Here is an 18439-nt window from a genome sequence, read left to right as displayed (position 1 = left end):
CGTGTGTTCGATTTTCGTTTTGTTCCTTTGTGCCTCGCTTTGATCGCGGGTGCCGCGACGGCTCAGGAGGCGCAAGTGGCCTTTGGCTCTGCGAATGCCGATCCCAGCCTTCCGGTCGAAGTGACTTCGGAAACGCTGAACGTCAATCAGGACGACGGGTCTGCCGAATTCCTCGGAAATGTCATTGTCGTGCAGGGCGAAATGCGACTGACGGCTGAACGGGTGCTGGTGATTTACAATCAGGAACGCTCGGCCATCGAACGGATGGAAGCGACCGAAAACGTGGTTCTGGTCAGCCCGCCGGATGCGGCTGAAGGTGATTGGGCGGAATACACAATCGATTCCGGCGTGATCGTGATGAAGGGCAATGTCCTTCTGACGCAGGGCCCCAGTATCATCAGCGGCGATCAGATGAACGCAAACCTGACGACGGGCACTGCGACGATGACCGGGCGTGTCAAAACGATCCTGCAGCAGGGCAACAACTGATGGCGCGCCCCAGCCTGACTTTGGCCGAAGGCAGTTCAGGTCTTCGCATCGAGAAGCTGCGTAAATCCTACCGGAAGAAAACGGTCATTCGCGACGTGTCGATGACATTGGACCGGTCCGAGGTCGTGGCGCTGTTGGGGCCGAACGGGTCAGGTAAAACCACAACTTTCTATTCCGTGGCCGGCCTTGTGTTCCCCGAGGCGGGCAAGGTGACAATCGACGGGCAAAACGTCACGACTTTGCCGATGTATCGGCGCGCTCGAATGGGGATTGGGTATCTGCCGCAGGAAATGTCGATTTTCCGCGGTATGAGCGTCGAAGACAACATCGCCGCTGTTCTGGATATCACGGTCGCACATGCCCATAGGCGCAAAGAGCGGTTGGAAGAACTCTTGTCGGATTTCTCCATCGAGCATCTGCGCCGTGCCCCGGCCTTGGCGCTTTCGGGCGGTGAACGCCGCCGTGTCGAGATCGCGCGCTGTTTGGCTGCAGATCCGAAATACCTGTTGCTGGACGAACCCTTTGCAGGCGTCGACCCAATCAGTGTCGGGGACATCCGGCATCTGGTGGCCGACCTCAAAAAACGAGGAATCGGTGTGCTGATCACGGATCACAACGTCCGGGAAACGCTGGAAATTGTGGATCGCGCTTATATCCTGCATGACGGTCAGGTTCTGATGTCCGGCACACCCGATGAGGTTGTCGAAAACGAGAACGTGCGTCGGGTATATTTGGGCGAAAACTTCCGTATTTCATAGGTTTGCGCCGGTTTGCGTCGGGTGCATGGCGGAAATCGCGTATATACACGCCTGTTTTGATTGACTCTTCCTTCGTCTCTTGCCTCAATTGGTCCATGGCATTTACTCGGTTCCAGTCTGGATCTCGATGTCCCTTCATTGAAGGGCAGGAATTGAGGCAACCGCAGAAAATGTCGCGACCCCCCACCCGATAAAAACAAGTTCGTCGCGGCCTGCGACGTCAGAATGGGTGTGAATTGTGAAGGAGATCACATGCGTTACCAAATCAGCGGAAAACAGATCGACATCGGCGCGGCCCTGCAGACACATGTGCAGACCGAGCTGGGCGAGGTTGTGGGCAAGTATGCTCAGCGGCCAACAGATGCCAACGTCGTCTTTTCCCGTTCAGCGCATGAATATGTATGCGAAACAACTGTGCACCTGTCCACGGGCCTCACGGCACAGGCCAAGGCGCACGCGACCGAGATCTACGCAGCGTTTGAGGCATGCTGCGATAAGATGGAAACCCAACTGCGCCGCTATAAGCGCCGCCTGAAGGACCACCACAAGGACCGGGCAGAGCCGGTTGAACTCTTTGGTGCGTCCTCTTATATCCTCGCTTCTGACGAATCGGATACGGCGGATGAGCCCGAATCGCTGCAGCCCATGATTGTGGCTGAGATGGAGACGAAGATTCCATCGCTGAGCGTTGGGGAAGCCGTGATGCAAATGGAACTTGCCGGTGCTCCGGTACTGGTGTTCCGGAACGAGAACAAGGATGGATTGAACGTTGTTTACCGTCGTGATGACGGTAACATCGGCTGGATTGATCCATAACAGGCAAGAAAACGGGACCGCACCCGCATAGGCGGGTGCCGTACCATGGAGCGTGATCATGGAGCTTTCGAGCATACTGAAGCCCGAGGCAGTGCGTGTACTTTCTGCTGCTTCCAGCAAGAAGCGGTTGTTTCAGGAAATCGGCGACGTGGCCGCCGCAACCCGGGGCCTTGATGCCCAGGCCGTGGTCGATTCCCTGCTTGAGCGCGAAAGCCTAGGACCAACAGGCGTTGGGCATGGTGTGGCGCTGCCGCACGCGCGCCTGTCCGAACTCGAGTCGGTTTCGGGTGTATTCGTCATGCTGGAAAAACCCATCGATTTCGGATCGGTTGATCGCCAGCCCGTGGACATTGCCTTTGCGTTGTTTGCGCCGGAAGAGGCGGGTGTGGATCACCTAAAAGCGCTGGCTCTGGTGTCGCGTACGTTGCGGGATACCTCGGTCTGTACCAAGCTTCGGGCAAATCCCGACCCGGTCAAACTTTATGCGATCCTGACCGAAGCCCAATCCGTGCAAGCTGCATGATGGAATAAAAAAAGCCCCCGAAATCCGGGGGCTTTTTTGTGTAAACCGTGATCGGGATCAGCCGCCTGTTCCCATTTCCAGCGTCCACCAGATTTTCCCGCCGCCTTCCTGATGCCAGGCGAATCCCATCTGAGTTGCCTTTGGATCCAAGATGACCGCCCGCGGTCCGGGTTCTTGCATCCAGGCGGCCAGGGTTTCGGTCTCGGTCTCGTAGGTTTCAGAAATGGTCTCGCCCAGGAATGTGCCGAAGTAACCCACCCGTGCGGCCCGATCGATCGGGGATGACCCATCTGATCCAAAGTGCCAGGGACGGTTCTGCCGGGCCATATCTTTAGAATGAGTAGCTGCGGCAGCGTTCAGCTGAGAGTTCAGTTGCACAGACTGGAGGCCCTGAGCCTGACGCAGCGCATTGACCGAATCAAGCATTCGGAATTGCAGCTTTTCCGGGTTGCCCCGGATTTTGTAGACCGACGGCAGGGGGCGGCCATCTGCGCCAAGGGCTGTCGTGCGGGTGTCAGTACATGCCGCAAGCGCGACAAAGCAAATCAACAGTAAAGAAACGATACGCGTCATGATCGACCTGATAATTGTGTTGTCACCCGGCATAGCGTGCCTGACGGCGCTGAGCAAACGTACAATCGTCTATACTTGCGTGATTCTGCCGGTTTGGTTTGCGACTGAAGCATTCTCGCAATAGAATAGGTCAGATTTTAAAGCTCTCTAGAACACAGGACCCATTGTCATGGTCAAAAAGCGTTTTCTGTCGCCCACACGCCGGGGGTTCCTGGCCGGGGCCACCGCATCGATGGCGTCACCGGCGTTGGCGCAATACACTCCCGGTGATCCGCTGCGCCCCGCGCCCGAACCCGAGCCGTCTGTGCGTCGCAACGTGTCCGGGTTCCGGGCTTTGGACTGGCAGCCGTATTTTTCAAACACCAGAAACGGCGCCATTCTGGTCGACACCGTGTCACGCGCGCTGCATTATTGGTCAGATGATCAAGCAATATACAAACTCTACCCATCCTCGGTGCCTTTGACCGAAGAAATGACCCGCCGCGGACGCACAAGCGTGATCCGCAAAGTTGAAGGTCCCAGCTGGTCGCCGACACCGTCGATGAAGAAAAGAAACCCGGAATGGCCCGACCATATTCCACCGGGTCCGGATAACCCGCTGGGAACACATGCTTTATATCTGGGTTGGAAGTATTATCGCATTCACGGCACACACGATACACGCAAAATCGGGCGACGCTCGTCAAATGGCTGTATCGGGCTCTTCAATGACGATATCGCCGAGCTCTTTTCTATGACGAAGGTCGGCACGCAAGTGTTGCTAATATGACGACATTTTCCTGCGCGAACCCGCTTAACGCTCAAGTTGCAATTGCATTCCCGCGCCAATGCTGATTAGAAAAAACCACGAGGTAAGTCTTAGATGTGCGGTTCCGGGCATTGGAACTGTGCAAATTCTGGAGGTTAATATGAAGAAACTCGTTCTCGCTGCTGCACTGACTGCTGCTGCTTCGACCGCTTATGCTGGTAACCTGGAAGAGCCGGTTGTTGAAGCACCTGTTGTTGTAGAAGAAACTCAGGGTTCGTCGCAGGGCATCATCCTGCCGCTGATCCTGTTGGTCGTAGTTGCTGCTGCTGTTGCTGCAAGCTAAGCCGACACGGAATTCGTGAAAAAGGCGGTGGAGCAATCCACCGCCTTTTTTTTGTTTTGAGTATCTGTTCCGACGCCCGGCGTTTCTTTGCTGAACGAATCACCTGTGCAAAGTGTTGCGGCGATTTCCCGAACTGAACTATTCCAGCCAGCCGCGCAGGTTATCCTCAACGACCTTCCCAAGGGCCGCAATATGTGCGTCGTCGTCGTTCAGGCAAGGAATATAGGTGAAGGTCTCACCACCGGCCTCTTCGAAACTTTCCTTGATTTCTTCGTTGATCTCTTCCAGCGTTTCGATGCAATCGGCCGAGAATGCAGGAGCAATGACGGCAATGTTTTTCTTGCCCTGTTTTGCCAAGTCCGCCACGTGATCAACGGTGTAAGGCTTCAACCATTCTTCGGGGCCGAATCGAGATTGGAAGGTCGACACCAGTTGATCATCCGACCAGCCCAACCGCTCTTTCAGCAGACGTGATGTCTTGGCGCACTGGCAGTGATAGGGATCCCCTTGCTGTAAATAGCGTTCGGGCATTCCGTGGTAGGAACAGACCAGAATGTCCGGTTTGACCTCCAGTGCCGCATAGGCGTGTTCAACCGATTGCGCCAACGCGTCGATATAGCTGGGCTCGTCGAAATAGGCGGGCACGGTGCGGGTTGCCGGTTGCCAGGTTTCCTCCATCAAGGCGCGGAAGAACTGGTCATTGGCGGTGGCCGTCGTTGCGCCTGCGTATTGCGGATAGAGCGGGAAAAATAGAATGCGGTTGCACCCTGCGGCCACCATCTCGCGCACCTTGGATTTGGTTGAAGGGTTGCCATAACGCATACAGAAATCGACCATTACTTGGTCACCATATCGATCATGCATCGCCGCCTGCAGCTTGGCGGTCTGATTCTTGGTGATCGTCATCAACGGGCTTTCGCCTTTGTCGTGATTCCAGATCGATTTATAAGCTTCTCCCGAGCTGAAAGGTCGTTTGCTCAGGATTATGGCCTGCAGAATCGGCTGCCATTTCCATTTCGGATAGTCGATGACGCGCTGGTCCGACAGAAACTCGTTCAGATAACGGCGCATCGGCCAATAGGTGTAGTCGTCCGGTGTACCCAGATTAGCCAGCAGAATGCCGACGCGACCCATCCTGATCTTGGGATGATCCGTAGGAGCGTGTGCGGGGCGGGTAGCGTCGAACATATGGGACTTCCTGAATTTCTTGTGGTCCGGCCTGAGATAAGGGGATTTATCCGCACGTCAATCAGGCAGTTTGCCCTCGGAGGTGCGCAAGGCGTCTGCCAGACGGGCTTGGGCCGATCCCGGGCGCAGCGGTTTGGGTTGGCTATCGTGCGGCGACCATCCGGTCAGGCAGATTAGCTCGAACGTCGTGGTCAGGCGGCCTGAATCGGTTAAAAAGTGATCCGCATAGATACGCTGTGCGGCCTCGAACACAGCCCGCCCGGTCGGGCGCTTCAGCCGGGCAGACAACGCGTTGGTTTCGCCCATATGGCGCAGATCGCGCATCAGATGCCAAATGTCGCGATATTCTGCGGTGAGAGGTACGGAGTCCGCCACGGGCAAGGACAGACCTGCCCGCTGTAGCAATCCGCCCAGATCGCGTAGCTCAGCCATTGGTGCGATGCGTGGGCTCAGCCCGCCGGTGATTTCGACTTCGGCCTGACCCAAAGCCGCACGCAGTTCATGCAGCGTTTCTCCGCCCAAACACACGACCAGCAATAGCCCGTCGGGCTGTAACGCCCTGTGGCATTGGATCAGCTGCCCAACAGGGTCATTGGCGCTATGCAAGGCCATTGCGTGGATGATCAGATCATGGGCGCCGGGCTGAAGTGCCAGCACGTCATCATCCTGGGCCAGGGCCGCACCTGGCAAAATTCCGTCCCAAAACTTTGGAAACGGGCTCACGATCGCAGGTGCCGTAAAGGCTTTGTTAACCATAGAGAGCCGATCCTGCACTTCGTCCATTGCGGCCCGATGCAGGAACAGGGCGTCATCCTGCACACGGGCGCGGTGGCGCAGGATGGTTTTGCGATCAAACAGAGAGGGTGCGTTGGGCTCGGGCAGTTTCATAGCTCGCAAGTATCGCATAGCGCAGCGGATTCAAACCGCACTTGCACTGATTTACCCGCCCCGCTGCATGGGATGCGGCGCGCTTACCGAGTCCGACTTTGGCCTGTGCGGGGCCTGCTGGTGTGAAACGCCCTTTATCGGTGGCACCGTATGCGAAAGCTGCGGGGTGCCGCTGATGGGCGCACAGGATGGATTCCGGATCGAGTGTGATGACTGTCTGAAAGCCCCGCCGCCCTGGAAGTCGGGCCGATCGGCGCTGTTGTATGATGGCAAGGCGCGTGCCTTGATCCTGGCCTTGAAACATGGCGACCGGCCCGAACTGGCCCGCCTGGCAGCCCGTTGGATGGCGCAGTCGGGGCGTGAGCTGCTGCAGCCGGAGGTGATGATTGCCCCGGTACCATTGCATTGGTCTCGCCTGCTCAAACGACGTTACAATCAGTCTGCACTGCTGGCACAGCATCTGGGGCAGGACACCGGGCTGGACTGTGTGCCCGACCTGTTGGTGCGCAATAGGCGGACACCGGTTCTGGATGGCAAAACCGCGCAAGAACGGGCCAAGATCCTGAATGATGCGATTCGCGTCCACCCGCGCAGAGTACATCATCTCAAAGGCCGGGACGTATTGCTGGTGGATGATGTGATGACCTCTGGCGCGACATTGGCAGCCTGTACCCGTGTATGCCAGGCCGCAGGAGCAAATCATATTTTCGTGTTGGCACTGGCGCGCGTTGCCAAGGATGCCTAATTCGCCCAAGATTGCGTGAATTCCAAAGGGAACGGAAAATGAAGCCGGTAGAAATCTACACCTCGCCGCTATGCGGTTTTTGCCATGCGGCCAAACGTCTGCTGAAGCAAAAAGGCGTTGAATTCAAAGAAGTCGACGTACTGATGCACCCCAAACGCAAACCCGAGATGATCCAGCGGGCAGGTGGCAAGCGCACCGTGCCGCAGATCTTTATCGGCACGCAGCATGTGGGTGGCTGTGACGATCTGTACGAACTGGAACGTCAGGGCAAGCTCGACCGGCTACTGGCGGCCTGATGAAGACTGCGCTGCTGCAGATCACCTCGTCGGATGATCCGGCAGAGAATCTGGATATGGTGCGCGTCATGATGGCCGAGGCGGCCGCACAAGGCGCGCGGTTCATCCTGACCCCCGAGGTCACGAACTGCGTTTCGACCAGCACCACACGGCAGCACGAAGTTCTGCAGCATGAAGAAGACGACATCACTCTGGCGGGCTTGCGCGAAGAGGCCGCCAAACTGGGTGTGTGGCTTCTGATCGGTTCGCTGGGGATCAAAACCCATGATGCGGATGGCCGTTTTGCAAATCGGTGCTTCATGATCGACCCGCAGGGACAAGTCGTGGCACGATACGACAAGATTCATATGTTCGACGTTGCGGTTTCCGAATCCGAGACCTTCCGCGAATCGAAGAACTACCGCCCGGGCGAGAAAGCCGTGATTGCCGAGACCGATTTCGGCAAGGTCGGCCTGACCATCTGCTATGACATCCGGTTCCCCCATCTGCACGCTGCGTTGGCGCAGTCCGGGGCGCGCATCCTGACGGTTCCCGCGGCGTTTTCGCCCGTGACCGGTGCCGCGCATTGGGAATCGCTGCTGCGCGCCCGCGCCATCGAAACCGGGTGTTGGGTGCTGGCTCCGACCCAGACCGGAGAACACCCGAAGACGGGCGGAAAAACACGATATACTCATGGTCACAGCATGGTTATCGCCCCGTGGGGAGAGGTGCTGATCGACGCAGGTACCGATCCGGGCATTCACATTTTCGATTTGGATGATAGTTCTGTGACAGAGGCACGCCGTCGCGTGCCCTCATTGACGCATGTGCGGCCCTTTGACGGGCCCTGATCCAGAACCGGACTTATGACGGACGAAAAGAATGCCTTGGCGGTCACGCTGTTCAGCGAGATTCTGACTGCAGACCAGTTATTGCGCAACCGGCTGAGCCGGGTGCTGCCCAAGGGCATGGAAATCTCGCATTTCTCGGTGCTGAACCATTTGGTGTTCGTTGGCGACGAGCGCAGCCCGGCGCAGCTGGCCAACACGTTTCACGTGACCCGAGGTGCGATGACCAACACTTTGGCCAAGCTGGAATGGGCCGGATACATCCACATCCGCCCTGATTGGGATGATGCCCGCCGCAAGATGGTCGCGATCAGCCCCGCCGGTCGCCGTGCCCGCGATCAGGCGATTGCGTCGATTGCGCCCTTGATCAACCGCGTGGTGGGAGAGCTTGGGCTGGAGCGGGTTCGCAGCACGCTGCCCGTGCTGCGGGATTTGCGGTTGCAGTTGGAGGGGGAGTAGCGGCAAGAGTCTTGGGCGGCGTTCACCGCCAAAGCTTTTCCTATCAGCCTTTTCTATTGATCACTGAAGGCAAGTGTTTGGGGTGCCCTTCGCAACAACTTCGGCCCAATTTGCTCCTAATGTAGTTCTCGCATCGATTGCGTTCTTGGCTTCAGGATCTTGTTGTTTGAACATCATAGCCACAATAGCCGCATCTTGCGTGCCACCGTAGATCGGCGTCGCAGTCGTGTATCCTGTGTAACTGCCAGTATTTCCATAAGTGTTCAACGTCCCGGTTGTATTATAGTTCGCGCCGACAACGCGAACATTATTCTCGGCATCCATCGCAGCAATTAAGTACTTGTCGTAGCCCAAACGGATTGTCTCAACTGCAGCCATTCTGGAGACAAGTTTTCGTGCACCGGATGAGCCTCAAGCGGGAGCCGTGCTTACGTCGATTCGGACAATGTTCTGAGCAAGTCGTGTCGTGGTTGAAGAAGCGCATGCGCCCAAAAGCGCAATTGCTGACAAGACAACAATTAGTCGGGGTAGTTTCATCGGTTTCCTCGTGAGTGCACTTCAGTGCAATAAATCAATGCGAGACTTCATTTGGGTAATGATTTGGGTCAAATCTTGATTAGATTCTGTCGGACTCAGGGCTAAGGTCACTCAATTGATGATAAGAGTTCGAGCACCCGCCCTAAGCTTATTTGATACTCTAGCTCACCCCGGTTTCACACTCGCCGTCACATAATTCACGCTCAAATCCCGTTCCGAGATCGACCAGCTCCAGAGGATCGGGTTGAACACGAACCCCTTACGGTCCACCGGGTCCATCCCAGCCTGACGCAGCAGGTCGAACAATTCATCCGGCGTGATGAACTTGTTCCACTCATGCGTGCCGCGTGGCAGCCAGCGCATGACGACCTCGGCCCCGAAAATCGCCATCGCATAGGATTTCGGGTTGCGGTTGATAGTCGAGCAGAGCAACAACCCGCCGGGTTTCAGCAGCAGCTGCGACGCTGTCAGGAAGCCTAAAGGATCGGCTACATGCTCGACGACCTCCATGTTCAGCACCACGTCGAATTGCTCGCCTGCGGCAGTCATGTCCTCGGCCGTGGTGTGGCGGTAGTCGATCTCAAGCCCGGATTGCTCCGCATGGATACGCGCCACAGGTAGATTGCCTTCAGCAGCGTCAGCACCCACGACCTCGGCCCCTGAACGGGCCATCGGTTCGCTCAGCAAGCCGCCGCCGCAGCCGATATCCAGCAGGCGCAGGCCCTCGAACGGGTTCGGCGCCTTCAGATCGCGATCAAATTCTCCGGCAATCTGCTGTGTGATATAATCCAGACGGCACGGATTCAGCATGTGCAGGGGTTTGAATTTCCCATGGGGATCCCACCATTCTGCCGCCATCGCCTCGAATTTTGCGATCTCGGATGGGTCCACCGTGTTCGGATGCGCTTGCATTCCTGTCTCCGTGTGCTCTTTTACGCTTAAGGACTATATAGGGCCATAATGGACAAGTACCCGGACCAAAAGCGCGCAGTTCAATATCTGTACCCGCCGATCGATCCTTTCGATCAGCGGGTGGTCGATATGGGCGATGGACACCGTATTTATGTGGAACAATGCGGCAATCCCGATGGGATACCGATTGTCATCCTGCATGGGGGCCCGGGTGGCGGCTGCAGCCCTGCGATGCGGCGTTATTTCGATCCGCGCACTTTCAGGGTGATTCTGTTTGATCAGCGCGGATGTGGTCGGTCCAGACCCACGGCGTCGGTCGAAAACAATACGACGTGGCATCTTGTCGCCGATATCGAGCGTCTGCGCGACTTGTTCGAAATTGATGAGTGGATCGTGTTTGGCGGCAGCTGGGGGGCGACACTGGCGCTGATCTATGCACAGACGCATCCTGACCGGGTCAGTCGTTTGGTGCTGCGCGGTGTGTTTCTGGCCACGCAGGCCGAGCTGGATTGGTTCTATGGCGGCGGAGCTGGCCGGTTCTGGCCCGAGCTCTGGCAGAAATTCACCGCTCTGCTACCCGATGGAGAGCTGGACGATACCATCGCCGCATACAACAAGCGTCTGTTTTCGGGCGATCGGGCGACCGAAATTCTGTATGCGCGGGCATGGTCGCATTGGGAAAATGCGCTGGCCTCGATCCATACCAACGGGGCGGTTGGTGAAAGCCCGGGCGAATACGCCCGAACTTTTGCGCGGCTCGAGAATCACTATTTCATCAACAGAGCCTTCCTGGAAACGGATGGGCAAATTCTGGAACAGATGGACCGGATCGCGCACATTCCCGGCAACATCGTACAGGGGCGGTACGACATGATCTGCCCGCCTCAGGCCGCCTGGAACCTGGCCGAACGCTGGCCAAATGCCGAGTTGAAGATGGTCCGGCAGGCGGGCCATGCGTTGTCTGAACCCGGCATCAGCGCCGAGCTTGTGCGCATCATGGATCGCGTGGCGGAGGGTGTGGCATGACCCGGATTGACCGCCGTGCTCTGTTTGCCTCTGGTGCTGCTGCGGCGCTGTTGGCGGCGACGGGCGCGTCCTTGGCGGATACGCCCAAAAAGGGCGGGACTTTGCGTCTGGCCGTTCCCCGCGACGACAGTCTGGAACAGGTGGCGCGCGGGGCTGTCTTCGATAACTTGACCGAGATCGCGCCCGACGGAACGCTGCGGGGCGAGCTTGCAACGGGGTGGCAGACCGATGCCGAAGCACGGGTCTGGTCATTTGATCTGCGCGATGATGCGGTCTTCCACGACGGAGAACCGTTGGAGGTTACGGACATTCTGGCGGTTTTGGCGGACGTTGGTCGCGCCGAGGTTCTGGCCCCCAATCGCCTGCGATTGGAGCTGGCTCAGGCCAATCCGGGCCTGCCCTTCATGTTGGCAGACAGTCGGTTTGTCATCACGCGCATAGGTCAAACTGTTTCGCCGTTGCACGCCGCCAATGGCACCGGGTGTTACCGCGTCGAACGGGCCGAGGACGGGCGACACTTCCTCGGACGTCGAGTGGCAGGACATTACAAGGATGGTCAGGCCGGGTGGGTCGATGCGATTGAAGTTATCGTAATTCCGGATGCCAGGGTGCGGGCCGAAGCACTGCGCGACGGCTATGTCGACGTTGCGGCGTTGCCGGACAGGGCCGAAATGCAGGACGTGCGCGGTCTGCGGTTCCATCCGTCTGAGGCGGACATGGCCCTTGCCGTGGCTGGCGCTGTCGGGATGCCACGTCAGATCGCAGGGCCCTCGGCTTTGGACGACGGCCGTATCGCCGAACGGTGGTGGATGGCGTAAATCCGATTGTGAACCCGCCAGGGGTTGCAGACTCGGACCATCCTGCGTATATGCAGTTTCAACAGCGGCGCGTTGGACTTCTGGTTCAAGGCTCCACCGGAAAATTCGACGGGCCGCGCGCCCGTTTTTTTGTGCCCGATTGAAGGGTAGAGCACCAGATGACAAACGACCTGATAGCCAAGGCTGCCATTGACCGGCGACTGGCCGAGATCATAACCCCCGTGATCGAGGATCTGGGGTACGAGCTCGTCCGTATCCGCCTGATGAGCGGCAAGCAGACCACCATGCAGATCATGGCTGACAAGCCCGACGGCGGTATCGAAGTTGATGACTGCGCGGAAATCTCGAACGCGGTCAGCGCCACGCTGGACGTCGAGGACCCGATCCTCGACGCCTATACGCTTGAGGTGTCCAGCCCTGGTATCGACCGTCCTTTGACTCGTCTGAAGGACTTCGAGGCGTTCGAAGGCTATGAGGCCAAGGTTGAGACCGCCGAAATGATCGACGGCCGCCGCCGGTTCAAGGGTGAATTGGCTGGGATCGAAGGGGACGAGGTTCTGATCAACATCCCCGAGGGAGATGAAACGATCACCATCGGTCTGCAATTTGACTGGCTCAGCGATGCCAAGCTGGTCCTGACCGATGATCTGATCAAGGAAATGCTGCGCCAGCGCAAAGACGCGGGCGCCCTGAACGAAAACGCTTTCGACGAGATTGAGACCGAAGGGTCCGAAGAGGAGACGAACTGATGGCAATCACCTCAGCCAACCAGCTGGAGCTGCTGCAGACCGCCGAGGCCGTGGCCCGCGAAAAGATGATCGACCCCGGTCTGGTCGTCGAAGCGATGGAGGAATCGCTCGCCCGTGCCGCCAAGAGCCGTTACGGCGCGGAAATGGACATCCGTGTCAGCATCGACCGCAAAACCGGAAAGGCGACCTTCACCCGCGTCCGCACCGTGGTTGAGGATGAAGAGCTGGAAAACTATCAGGCCGAGATGACCGTCGAGCAGGCGCGTCAGTACATGGAAGCGCCCGAAGTCGGAAACGTCTATGTTGAAGAAGTTCCCCCGGTCGAAATGGGCCGAATCGCCGCTCAGTCCGCCAAGCAGGTTATCCTGCAGAAGGTCCGCGAAGCCGAGCGGGATCGCCAGTACGAAGAATTCAAGGATCGCGCAGGTACCATCATCAACGGTGCCGTCAAGCGCGAGGAATTTGGCAACGTCATAGTCGATCTGGGCGGGGCCGAAGCCGTTCTGCGCCGCAACGACAAGATCGGTCGCGAAAGCTATCGCCCGAATGACCGTGTGCGTGCGTATATCAAGGAAGTCCGCCGCGAGGTTCGTGGCCACCAGATCTTCCTGTCGCGCACCGCGCCCGAATTTATGGCCGAGCTGTTCAAGATGGAAGTGCCGGAAATCTATGATGGCATCATCGAGGTCAAAGCAGTGGCCCGTGACCCCGGTTCACGCGCCAAAATCGCTGTGATTTCCTATGACGGATCGATCGACCCTGTCGGGGCCTGTGTTGGTATGCGCGGTAGCCGCGTGCAGGCCGTTGTGAACGAGCTGCAGGGCGAGAAAATCGATATCATCCCGTGGAACGAAGATCAGCCGACCTTCCTGGTGAACGCGCTACAGCCCGCTGAGGTCTCCAAGGTGGTTCTGGACGAAGAAGCCGGCAAAATCGAAGTTGTTGTCCCCGAAGAGCAGCTGTCGCTGGCAATTGGTCGCCGCGGTCAGAACGTGCGTCTGGCCAGCCAGCTGACCAATCTGGACATCGACATCATGACCGAAGCCGAAGAATCGGCGCGTCGTCAGAAGGAATTCGAGGCCCGCACCAAGCTGTTCATGGACAGCCTGGACCTGGACGAATTCTTTGCACAGCTGCTGGTTTCCGAAGGGTTCACCAACCTCGAAGAAGTTGCCTATGTCGAAATCGATGAACTGTTGGTCATCGACGGTGTTGACGAAGGTACCGCGCAGGAGCTTCAGACACGCGCGCGTGAATTCCTGGAAGCACAGGCCAAGGCAGCTTTGGATGCTGCACGTGCATTGGGTGCCGAGGACAGTCTTATTGAATTTGAAGGTCTGACGCCCCAGATGGTAGAGGCGTTGGCCAAGGACGATGTGAAGACCTTGGAAGACTTCGCAACCTGCGCGGACTGGGAACTGGCTGGTGGCTGGACGACAGTCGATGGCGAACGCATCAAGGATGACGGTGTGCTGGAGCCTTTTAGCATGACGCTGGAAGAGGCACAGGATCTGGTCATGACCGCGCGCATCATGTTGGGCTGGGTTGATCCGGCCGAGCTGGAGCAGGCGGAAGAGGATGTTGACGGCGACGTAGAAGACGAGGAGGTCGGGGCCTGATTTCGGGCCTCGGGTGGGGTGGCGCGTATGGGTCGCGGTGGCGTCCATAAGGATCGGTCTGAAGGACCTGAACGCAAGTGCATCGCCACGGGCGAGGTCCAGCCCAAATATGGGTTGATCCGCTTTGTGATGGGGCCGGATGGTCAGGTCTTTCCCGATGTCGCGGCGAAATTGCCGGGACGCGGGGTCTATGTGGCGGCAGATCGCGCCGCGTTGGACAAGGCCATTGGCAAGAAGTTGTTCGCGCGCGGGTTCAAGGCGCAGGTGAGTGTGCCACAGGACCTGACCGAAGAGGTCGAAAAGCAGATCGCGCGCCGTGTGGTTGAGTTGCTCAGCCTGGCGCGCAAGTCCGGCGATGCAGTTGCCGGGTATGAAAAGGTTAAGACGTGGCTGGACCGGGAAGAGGCGCAAGTGCTGCTTCAGGCCATTGATGGATCGGGGCGCGGCAAGTCCAAACTCAGCACGCCGCACTTCGGAAAATACATCGGTTGGCTGACGGCAGACGAATTAGGGCAGGCATTTGGGCGCCAAACGGTGATTCATGCGGCCTTGGCCTCTGGCGGACTCGCCAAACGTGTTGTAGAGGAAGCGCAGCGCCTGCGTGGCTTGCGCGAAACGGATGACGGCGGCAAGGGCCGCACGGAAGGGTAAGAAGCTTTATGAGCGATAGTGACGGCAAAAAGACATTGGGTCTTCGTGGCGGGGCACGCCCCGGAAATGTGAAACAGAGTTTCAGCCACGGACGCACCAAGAATGTCGTGGTGGAAACCAAACGCAAGCGCGTGGTGGTCCCCAAGCCGGGCGCGGCAAAGCCGGGTGGCGGTGCTGCACCTTCGGGTGATCCGTCGCGTCGCCCTGCGGGTATTTCCGACGCGGAAATGGCGCGCCGCATGAAAGCGCTGCAAGCAGCCAAGGCGCGCGAGGCTGAAGAGGCCGCCGCCCGCGAAGCCGCTGAAAAAGCGCGCGAAGAAGAGCGCGCCCGCCGCCGTGCGGAACAGGAAGCCAAGGAACGCGAACAGCGTGAAGCCGAAGAACGTGCCCGCGCCAAGGCCGAAGAAGAAGAACGCAAGCGCAAAGAGGCTGAAATTGCTGCCCAACGCGCTGCTGCGCCTGCTGCCCCGGCAGAGCCCAAGGCCGCTGCACCCCGCAGCCCGGCCAACAAGCCTGCACCGGCTGCAACGCCTCGGAAAAACGATCGCGAGCGTGAGCAACGCGGCAATCGTGGTAAAGGCCGTGATGACAACCGTCGGTCCGGCAAGCTGACACTGGGTCAGGCCACCGGTGGCGAAGGCAACCGCCAACGCTCAATGGCTGCGATGAAGCGCAAGCAAGAGCGTGCGCGCCAGAAAGCCATGGGCGGCGCGGTTGAGCGGGAAAAGGTTATTCGTGACGTTCAGTTGCCCGAGGCCATTACGGTCTCCGAGTTGGCGAACCGTATGGCCGAGCGCGTGGCCGATGTTGTCAAATCGCTGATGAACATGGGCATGATGGTAACGCAGAACCAAACCATCGATGCCGACACGGCTGAGTTGATCATCGAAGAATTTGGCCACAAGGTGACCCGTGTCTCTGATTCGGATGTCGAGGACGTCATCAAAGAAGTCGAAGACGACGATGCTGATCTGAAGCCGCGTCCTCCGGTCATCACCATCATGGGTCACGTCGACCACGGTAAGACCTCGCTTCTGGATGCAATCCGCGACGCACGTGTCGTGGCGGGCGAAGCTGGCGGCATTACTCAGCATATCGGCGCCTATCAGGTGAAAACCGATGGTGGCACAACGCTGACCTTCCTGGATACACCGGGCCACGCGGCCTTTACCTCGATGCGTTCGCGCGGGGCTCAGGTGACGGATATCGTGGTTTTAGTTGTCGCTGCCGACGACGCGGTGATGCCGCAGACGATCGAGGCGATCAATCACGCCAAAGCGGCTGAAGTGCCGATGATCGTGGCGATCAACAAGGTCGACAAGCCTGGTGCGAACCCGGACAAGGTGCGCACCGATCTGCTACAACACGAAGTGATAGTTGAGAAAATGTCGGGTGAGGTTCAGGACGTTGAAGTGTCCGCCATCACCGGTCAGGGTCTGGACGAACTGCTGGAAGCCATCGCGCTGCAATCAGAGATTCTGGAGCTGAAAGCCAACCCGAATCGCGCCGCCCAAGGGGCCGTGATTGAGGCGCAGCTGGATGTGGGCCGTGGCCCCGTGGCCACCGTTCTGGTTCAGAACGGCACGCTGCGCCAGGGCGATATCTTCGTCGTGGGTGAGCAATACGGTAAGGTCCGCGCGCTGATCAATGACAAGGGTGACCGCGTCAAGGAAGCTGGCCCATCGGTCCCGGTCGAGGTTCTGGGTCTGAACGGCACGCCAGAGGCTGGTGACGTTCTGAACGTGACCGAGACCGAAGCACAAGCTCGTGAGATCGCCGAGTACCGCGAGCAAGCCGCCAAGGACAAACGCGCCGCCGCCGGTGCCGCGACCACCCTTGAGCAACTGATGCAGAAGGCCAAGGAAGACGAGAATGTCGACGAACTGCCAATTCTGATGAAAGCAGACGTTCAAGGCTCGGCTGAGGCCATCGTTCAGGCGATGGAGAAGATCGGCAACGACGAAGTGCGCGTGCGCGTGCTGCACTCGGGCGTAGGTGCAATTACCGAAACCGATGTCGGCCTGGCCGAAGCATCCGGTGCGCCGATCCTTGGCTTCAACGTGCGTGCCAATGCGTCGGCGCGGAACACCGCGAACCAGAAGGGTGTCGAGATTCGTTATTACTCGGTGATCTATGACCTTGTGGATGACGTGAAAGCCGCTGCATCCGGTCTGCTGAGCGCCGAAATCCGCGAGAAGTTCATCGGGTATGCCGAGATTCGCGAAGTCTTCAAGGTTACCGGTGTTGGCAAGGTTGCCGGCTGTCTGGTCACCGAAGGCGTTGCCCGCCGTTCCGCAGGCGTCCGCCTGCTGCGCGACAACGTGGTGATCCACGAAGGCACGCTGAAGACACTCAAGCGCTTCAAGGACGAAGTGGCCGAGGTTCAGTCGGGTCAGGAATGCGGTATGGCGTTCGAGAACTACGACGATATCCGCCAGGGCGACGTGATCGAAATCTTCGAACGCGAAGAGGTCACCCGGACGCTGGACTGATGTGGTTCGGGATTAGTGATTGAAAACAGCGGCTCGATTGGGTCGCTGTTTTTTATTTTGAAGGTTGCGAAAACTCGATCGTAAGCCTGCGTATTTCTGGGCTTCGTCAGTACCAAGCACCTTACAATCCTGGCTTAAACGCCCAGTCGTCTAACCTAGTGTCCGCTCTGAGGGACACAGCGGCCATCGTAAAGGGTCGATCCGTTTTTCGAATCCCCGCCAATCCCTCTCTTTCGGTCCAGACTGCCGACTCTATTGCCAAAAACCTCGGTGACCCTTGGCGACTTCGTCCTCAATTTCGCTGTAGGGACCACGGGTTTCGACGGTACGTTGGCCTGCGCTGAAGACGGTCTCGCAGGACAGATTCAGCGTTAAGTTTTCCGGATTGTCGCCCGTCAATACCGCCAGGCGCTTTTCGGTCATGCCGTAGACGACCGTGCCGATTCCGGCCCAGTAACAGGCTCCCGCGCACATGCAGCAAGGTTCTACAGAGGTGTATAGCGTGCATTTTTCGAGGAATTCAGGATCATAGAGACGACTCGCCTGCCGGGCGACATTCAATTCAGCATGGCCGACACCCTTGTCCTTTCGATAGCTATTGCCGGTACGGATAAGAATCTCTCCGTTTGGACCGACCAGAGTCGAACCAAAGGGATGATTGCCAGCCTCACGGCTTTCCCGCGCTATCCTGATGGTTTCGCGTAAATGCTTGAGGTCTCTTTCTTTCATGTCAGATTCCCGTGTGTTGAGGAGCACCAGCGTAGATTTCCGCTCGTGTTGGCAACATTGAACCCAACGCGATTGCGAGTGGGTCTAAATGGTCAGCCCGATGGAGTGTTCATCGACTGAAAACCTCTTCACCAGAATGATAGCACGGTCTGAAGAGAGCGTCTGCTACGGGCTCGAACCGGACCATCTTGTTTCAGCCACAATTTTCCGATTCGTGGTGGTTGCTTCCGATTTAGAAGCAAAGGTCAGATTT

Annotated in this window: 22 protein-coding genes; 16 read left to right on the top strand and 6 right to left on the bottom strand. The window is 58.1% G+C overall.

Annotated elements, in window-relative coordinates; all coding sequences use genetic code 11:
- Positions 1 to 3: 3 nt before the first annotated feature.
- The 4 genes from AC2FJZ_RS14040 (at position 4) to AC2FJZ_RS14025 (ending at position 2586) form a co-directional block, all read left to right on the top strand.
- Positions 4 to 489, top strand: a complete 486-nt coding sequence (locus tag AC2FJZ_RS14040) for an LptA/OstA family protein (protein ID WP_050605579.1) — start codon at positions 4 to 6, stop codon at positions 487 to 489.
- Entirely contained in the window at positions 489 to 1247 is a 759-nt protein-coding gene (gene lptB, locus AC2FJZ_RS14035; protein ID WP_496672410.1) for an LPS export ABC transporter ATP-binding protein, read from the top strand. Before AC2FJZ_RS14040 ends, lptB begins: the two co-directional genes overlap by 1 nt.
- A 252-nt stretch (positions 1248 to 1499) precedes the next feature.
- The gene (gene hpf, locus AC2FJZ_RS14030) at positions 1500 to 2063 is read left to right on the top strand and encodes a ribosome hibernation-promoting factor, HPF/YfiA family (protein WP_050605577.1); all 564 of its coding nucleotides are present in this window, start codon (positions 1500 to 1502) and stop codon (positions 2061 to 2063) included.
- Positions 2064 to 2121: 58 nt separating this feature from the next.
- Positions 2122 to 2586, top strand: a complete 465-nt coding sequence (locus tag AC2FJZ_RS14025; RefSeq protein WP_050605576.1) for a PTS sugar transporter subunit IIA — start codon at positions 2122 to 2124, stop codon at positions 2584 to 2586.
- Between the two features lie 57 nt (positions 2587 to 2643).
- Here the strand turns inward: AC2FJZ_RS14025 and dalA are convergent, their stop codons facing one another.
- The gene (gene dalA, locus AC2FJZ_RS14020; RefSeq protein WP_496672413.1) at positions 2644 to 3159 is read right to left on the bottom strand and encodes a divisome-associated lipoprotein DalA; all 516 of its coding nucleotides are present in this window, start codon (positions 3157 to 3159) and stop codon (positions 2644 to 2646) included.
- A gap of 169 nt (positions 3160 to 3328) precedes the next feature.
- Here dalA and AC2FJZ_RS14015 point away from each other — a divergent pair, with 169 nt between their 5' ends.
- Together AC2FJZ_RS14015 and AC2FJZ_RS14010 are read left to right on the top strand one after the other, a co-directional pair.
- The gene (locus tag AC2FJZ_RS14015; protein WP_050605575.1) at positions 3329 to 3928 is read left to right on the top strand and encodes a L,D-transpeptidase; all 600 of its coding nucleotides are present in this window, start codon (positions 3329 to 3331) and stop codon (positions 3926 to 3928) included.
- 139 nt (positions 3929 to 4067) lie between these two features.
- Positions 4068 to 4250, top strand: coding sequence for a hypothetical protein (locus AC2FJZ_RS14010; RefSeq protein WP_010442520.1), 183 nt, complete (start codon positions 4068 to 4070; stop codon positions 4248 to 4250).
- 138 nt (positions 4251 to 4388) lie between these two features.
- Here AC2FJZ_RS14010 and hemH read toward each other — a convergent pair whose 3' ends face one another.
- Complete coding sequence (gene hemH, locus AC2FJZ_RS14005; RefSeq protein WP_496778316.1) at positions 4389 to 5438, bottom strand: ferrochelatase; 1050 nt, start codon at positions 5436 to 5438, stop codon at positions 4389 to 4391.
- Between the two features lie 57 nt (positions 5439 to 5495).
- Positions 5496 to 6326, bottom strand: a complete 831-nt coding sequence (locus tag AC2FJZ_RS14000; protein ID WP_496672417.1) for a class I SAM-dependent methyltransferase — start codon at positions 6324 to 6326, stop codon at positions 5496 to 5498.
- On the opposite strand from AC2FJZ_RS14000, the gene AC2FJZ_RS13995 reads away from it, so the two are divergent.
- The 4 genes from AC2FJZ_RS13995 to AC2FJZ_RS13980 are packed head-to-tail and all read left to right on the top strand — an operon-like array spanning position 6307 to position 8653.
- Complete coding sequence (locus tag AC2FJZ_RS13995) at positions 6307 to 7071, top strand: double zinc ribbon domain-containing protein (RefSeq protein WP_496778314.1); 765 nt, start codon at positions 6307 to 6309, stop codon at positions 7069 to 7071. The genes AC2FJZ_RS14000 and AC2FJZ_RS13995 overlap by 20 nt on opposite strands.
- Positions 7072 to 7109: 38 nt before the next feature.
- Positions 7110 to 7367 (top strand): glutaredoxin 3, encoded by a 258-nt coding sequence (grxC, locus tag AC2FJZ_RS13990; protein ID WP_050605571.1) that lies wholly within the window; start codon positions 7110 to 7112, stop codon positions 7365 to 7367.
- The gene (locus tag AC2FJZ_RS13985) at positions 7367 to 8197 is read left to right on the top strand and encodes a carbon-nitrogen hydrolase family protein (protein ID WP_496778312.1); all 831 of its coding nucleotides are present in this window, start codon (positions 7367 to 7369) and stop codon (positions 8195 to 8197) included. The genes grxC and AC2FJZ_RS13985 overlap by 1 nt, the downstream gene beginning before the upstream one ends.
- Before the next feature lie 15 nt (positions 8198 to 8212).
- Positions 8213 to 8653 carry a MarR family winged helix-turn-helix transcriptional regulator gene (locus AC2FJZ_RS13980; protein WP_480783159.1) on the top strand — a complete coding sequence of 147 codons (441 nt, stop codon included), beginning with the start codon at positions 8213 to 8215 and terminating at the stop codon, positions 8651 to 8653.
- 60 nt (positions 8654 to 8713) lie between these two features.
- Here the strand turns inward: AC2FJZ_RS13980 and AC2FJZ_RS13975 are convergent, their stop codons facing one another.
- Positions 8714 to 9031, bottom strand: a complete 318-nt coding sequence (locus AC2FJZ_RS13975) for a hypothetical protein (RefSeq protein WP_496778310.1) — start codon at positions 9029 to 9031, stop codon at positions 8714 to 8716.
- Positions 9032 to 9355: 324 nt separating this feature from the next.
- Entirely contained in the window at positions 9356 to 10102 is a 747-nt protein-coding gene (ubiG, locus tag AC2FJZ_RS13970) for a bifunctional 2-polyprenyl-6-hydroxyphenol methylase/3-demethylubiquinol 3-O-methyltransferase UbiG (RefSeq protein WP_496778308.1), read from the bottom strand.
- 48 nt (positions 10103 to 10150) lie between these two features.
- Here ubiG and pip point away from each other — a divergent pair, with 48 nt between their 5' ends.
- From pip to infB, 6 genes are all read left to right on the top strand, one after another.
- Positions 10151 to 11128: a prolyl aminopeptidase gene (pip, locus tag AC2FJZ_RS13965; protein ID WP_496778306.1), complete on the top strand. Its 978-nt coding sequence runs from the start codon at positions 10151 to 10153 to the stop codon at positions 11126 to 11128.
- Positions 11125 to 11946 (top strand): ABC transporter substrate-binding protein, encoded by an 822-nt coding sequence (locus tag AC2FJZ_RS13960; protein WP_496778304.1) that lies wholly within the window; start codon positions 11125 to 11127, stop codon positions 11944 to 11946. The genes pip and AC2FJZ_RS13960 overlap by 4 nt, the downstream gene beginning before the upstream one ends.
- A gap of 158 nt (positions 11947 to 12104) precedes the next feature.
- Positions 12105 to 12695 carry a ribosome maturation factor RimP gene (gene rimP / locus AC2FJZ_RS13955; protein WP_050605565.1) on the top strand — a complete coding sequence of 197 codons (591 nt, stop codon included), beginning with the start codon at positions 12105 to 12107 and terminating at the stop codon, positions 12693 to 12695.
- Entirely contained in the window at positions 12695 to 14314 is a 1620-nt protein-coding gene (nusA, locus tag AC2FJZ_RS13950) for a transcription termination factor NusA (RefSeq protein WP_496778302.1), read from the top strand. The genes rimP and nusA overlap by 1 nt, the downstream gene beginning before the upstream one ends.
- A 27-nt stretch (positions 14315 to 14341) precedes the next feature.
- Entirely contained in the window at positions 14342 to 14965 is a 624-nt protein-coding gene (locus tag AC2FJZ_RS13945; protein ID WP_496778300.1) for an RNA-binding protein, read from the top strand.
- Positions 14966 to 14973: 8 nt separating this feature from the next.
- The gene (gene infB, locus AC2FJZ_RS13940; protein ID WP_050605562.1) at positions 14974 to 17457 is read left to right on the top strand and encodes a translation initiation factor IF-2; all 2484 of its coding nucleotides are present in this window, start codon (positions 14974 to 14976) and stop codon (positions 17455 to 17457) included.
- Between the two features lie 252 nt (positions 17458 to 17709).
- Here the strand turns inward: infB and AC2FJZ_RS13935 are convergent, their stop codons facing one another.
- Complete coding sequence (locus AC2FJZ_RS13935) at positions 17710 to 18186, bottom strand: nucleoside deaminase (protein ID WP_496778298.1); 477 nt, start codon at positions 18184 to 18186, stop codon at positions 17710 to 17712.
- Positions 18187 to 18439: the final 253 nt, after the last annotated feature.

The organism is Ruegeria sp. CDSA079 (genome assembly GCF_059612245.1).
Note: the sequence above shows the minus strand (reverse complement) of the source record. Positions and strands in the feature narration are given on the sequence as shown.

Excerpts from the sequence above, each read along its gene's own strand:
- lptB (WP_496672410.1), top strand. The coding sequence starts at position 489 with ATGGCGCGCCCCAGCCTGACTTTGGCCGAAGGCAGTTCAGGTCTTCGC.
- hpf (WP_050605577.1), top strand. The coding sequence starts at position 1,500 with ATGCGTTACCAAATCAGCGGAAAACAGATCGACATCGGCGCGGCCCTG.
- AC2FJZ_RS14025 (WP_050605576.1), top strand. The coding sequence starts at position 2,122 with ATGGAGCTTTCGAGCATACTGAAGCCCGAGGCAGTGCGTGTACTTTCT.
- dalA (WP_496672413.1), bottom strand. The coding sequence starts at position 3,159 with ATGACGCGTATCGTTTCTTTACTGTTGATTTGCTTTGTCGCGCTTGCG.
- AC2FJZ_RS14015 (WP_050605575.1), top strand. The coding sequence starts at position 3,329 with ATGGTCAAAAAGCGTTTTCTGTCGCCCACACGCCGGGGGTTCCTGGCC.
- AC2FJZ_RS14010 (WP_010442520.1), top strand. The coding sequence starts at position 4,068 with ATGAAGAAACTCGTTCTCGCTGCTGCACTGACTGCTGCTGCTTCGACC.
- hemH (WP_496778316.1), bottom strand. The coding sequence starts at position 5,438 with ATGTTCGACGCTACCCGCCCCGCACACGCTCCTACGGATCATCCCAAG.
- AC2FJZ_RS14000 (WP_496672417.1), bottom strand. The coding sequence starts at position 6,326 with ATGAAACTGCCCGAGCCCAACGCACCCTCTCTGTTTGATCGCAAAACC.
- grxC (WP_050605571.1), top strand. The coding sequence starts at position 7,110 with ATGAAGCCGGTAGAAATCTACACCTCGCCGCTATGCGGTTTTTGCCAT.
- AC2FJZ_RS13985 (WP_496778312.1), top strand. The coding sequence starts at position 7,367 with ATGAAGACTGCGCTGCTGCAGATCACCTCGTCGGATGATCCGGCAGAG.
- AC2FJZ_RS13980 (WP_480783159.1), top strand. The coding sequence starts at position 8,213 with ATGACGGACGAAAAGAATGCCTTGGCGGTCACGCTGTTCAGCGAGATT.
- AC2FJZ_RS13975 (WP_496778310.1), bottom strand. The coding sequence starts at position 9,031 with ATGGCTGCAGTTGAGACAATCCGTTTGGGCTACGACAAGTACTTAATT.
- ubiG (WP_496778308.1), bottom strand. The coding sequence starts at position 10,102 with ATGCAAGCGCATCCGAACACGGTGGACCCATCCGAGATCGCAAAATTC.
- pip (WP_496778306.1), top strand. The coding sequence starts at position 10,151 with ATGGACAAGTACCCGGACCAAAAGCGCGCAGTTCAATATCTGTACCCG.
- AC2FJZ_RS13960 (WP_496778304.1), top strand. The coding sequence starts at position 11,125 with ATGACCCGGATTGACCGCCGTGCTCTGTTTGCCTCTGGTGCTGCTGCG.
- rimP (WP_050605565.1), top strand. The coding sequence starts at position 12,105 with ATGACAAACGACCTGATAGCCAAGGCTGCCATTGACCGGCGACTGGCC.
- nusA (WP_496778302.1), top strand. The coding sequence starts at position 12,695 with ATGGCAATCACCTCAGCCAACCAGCTGGAGCTGCTGCAGACCGCCGAG.
- AC2FJZ_RS13945 (WP_496778300.1), top strand. The coding sequence starts at position 14,342 with ATGGGTCGCGGTGGCGTCCATAAGGATCGGTCTGAAGGACCTGAACGC.
- infB (WP_050605562.1), top strand. The coding sequence starts at position 14,974 with ATGAGCGATAGTGACGGCAAAAAGACATTGGGTCTTCGTGGCGGGGCA.
- AC2FJZ_RS13935 (WP_496778298.1), bottom strand. The coding sequence starts at position 18,186 with ATGAAAGAAAGAGACCTCAAGCATTTACGCGAAACCATCAGGATAGCG.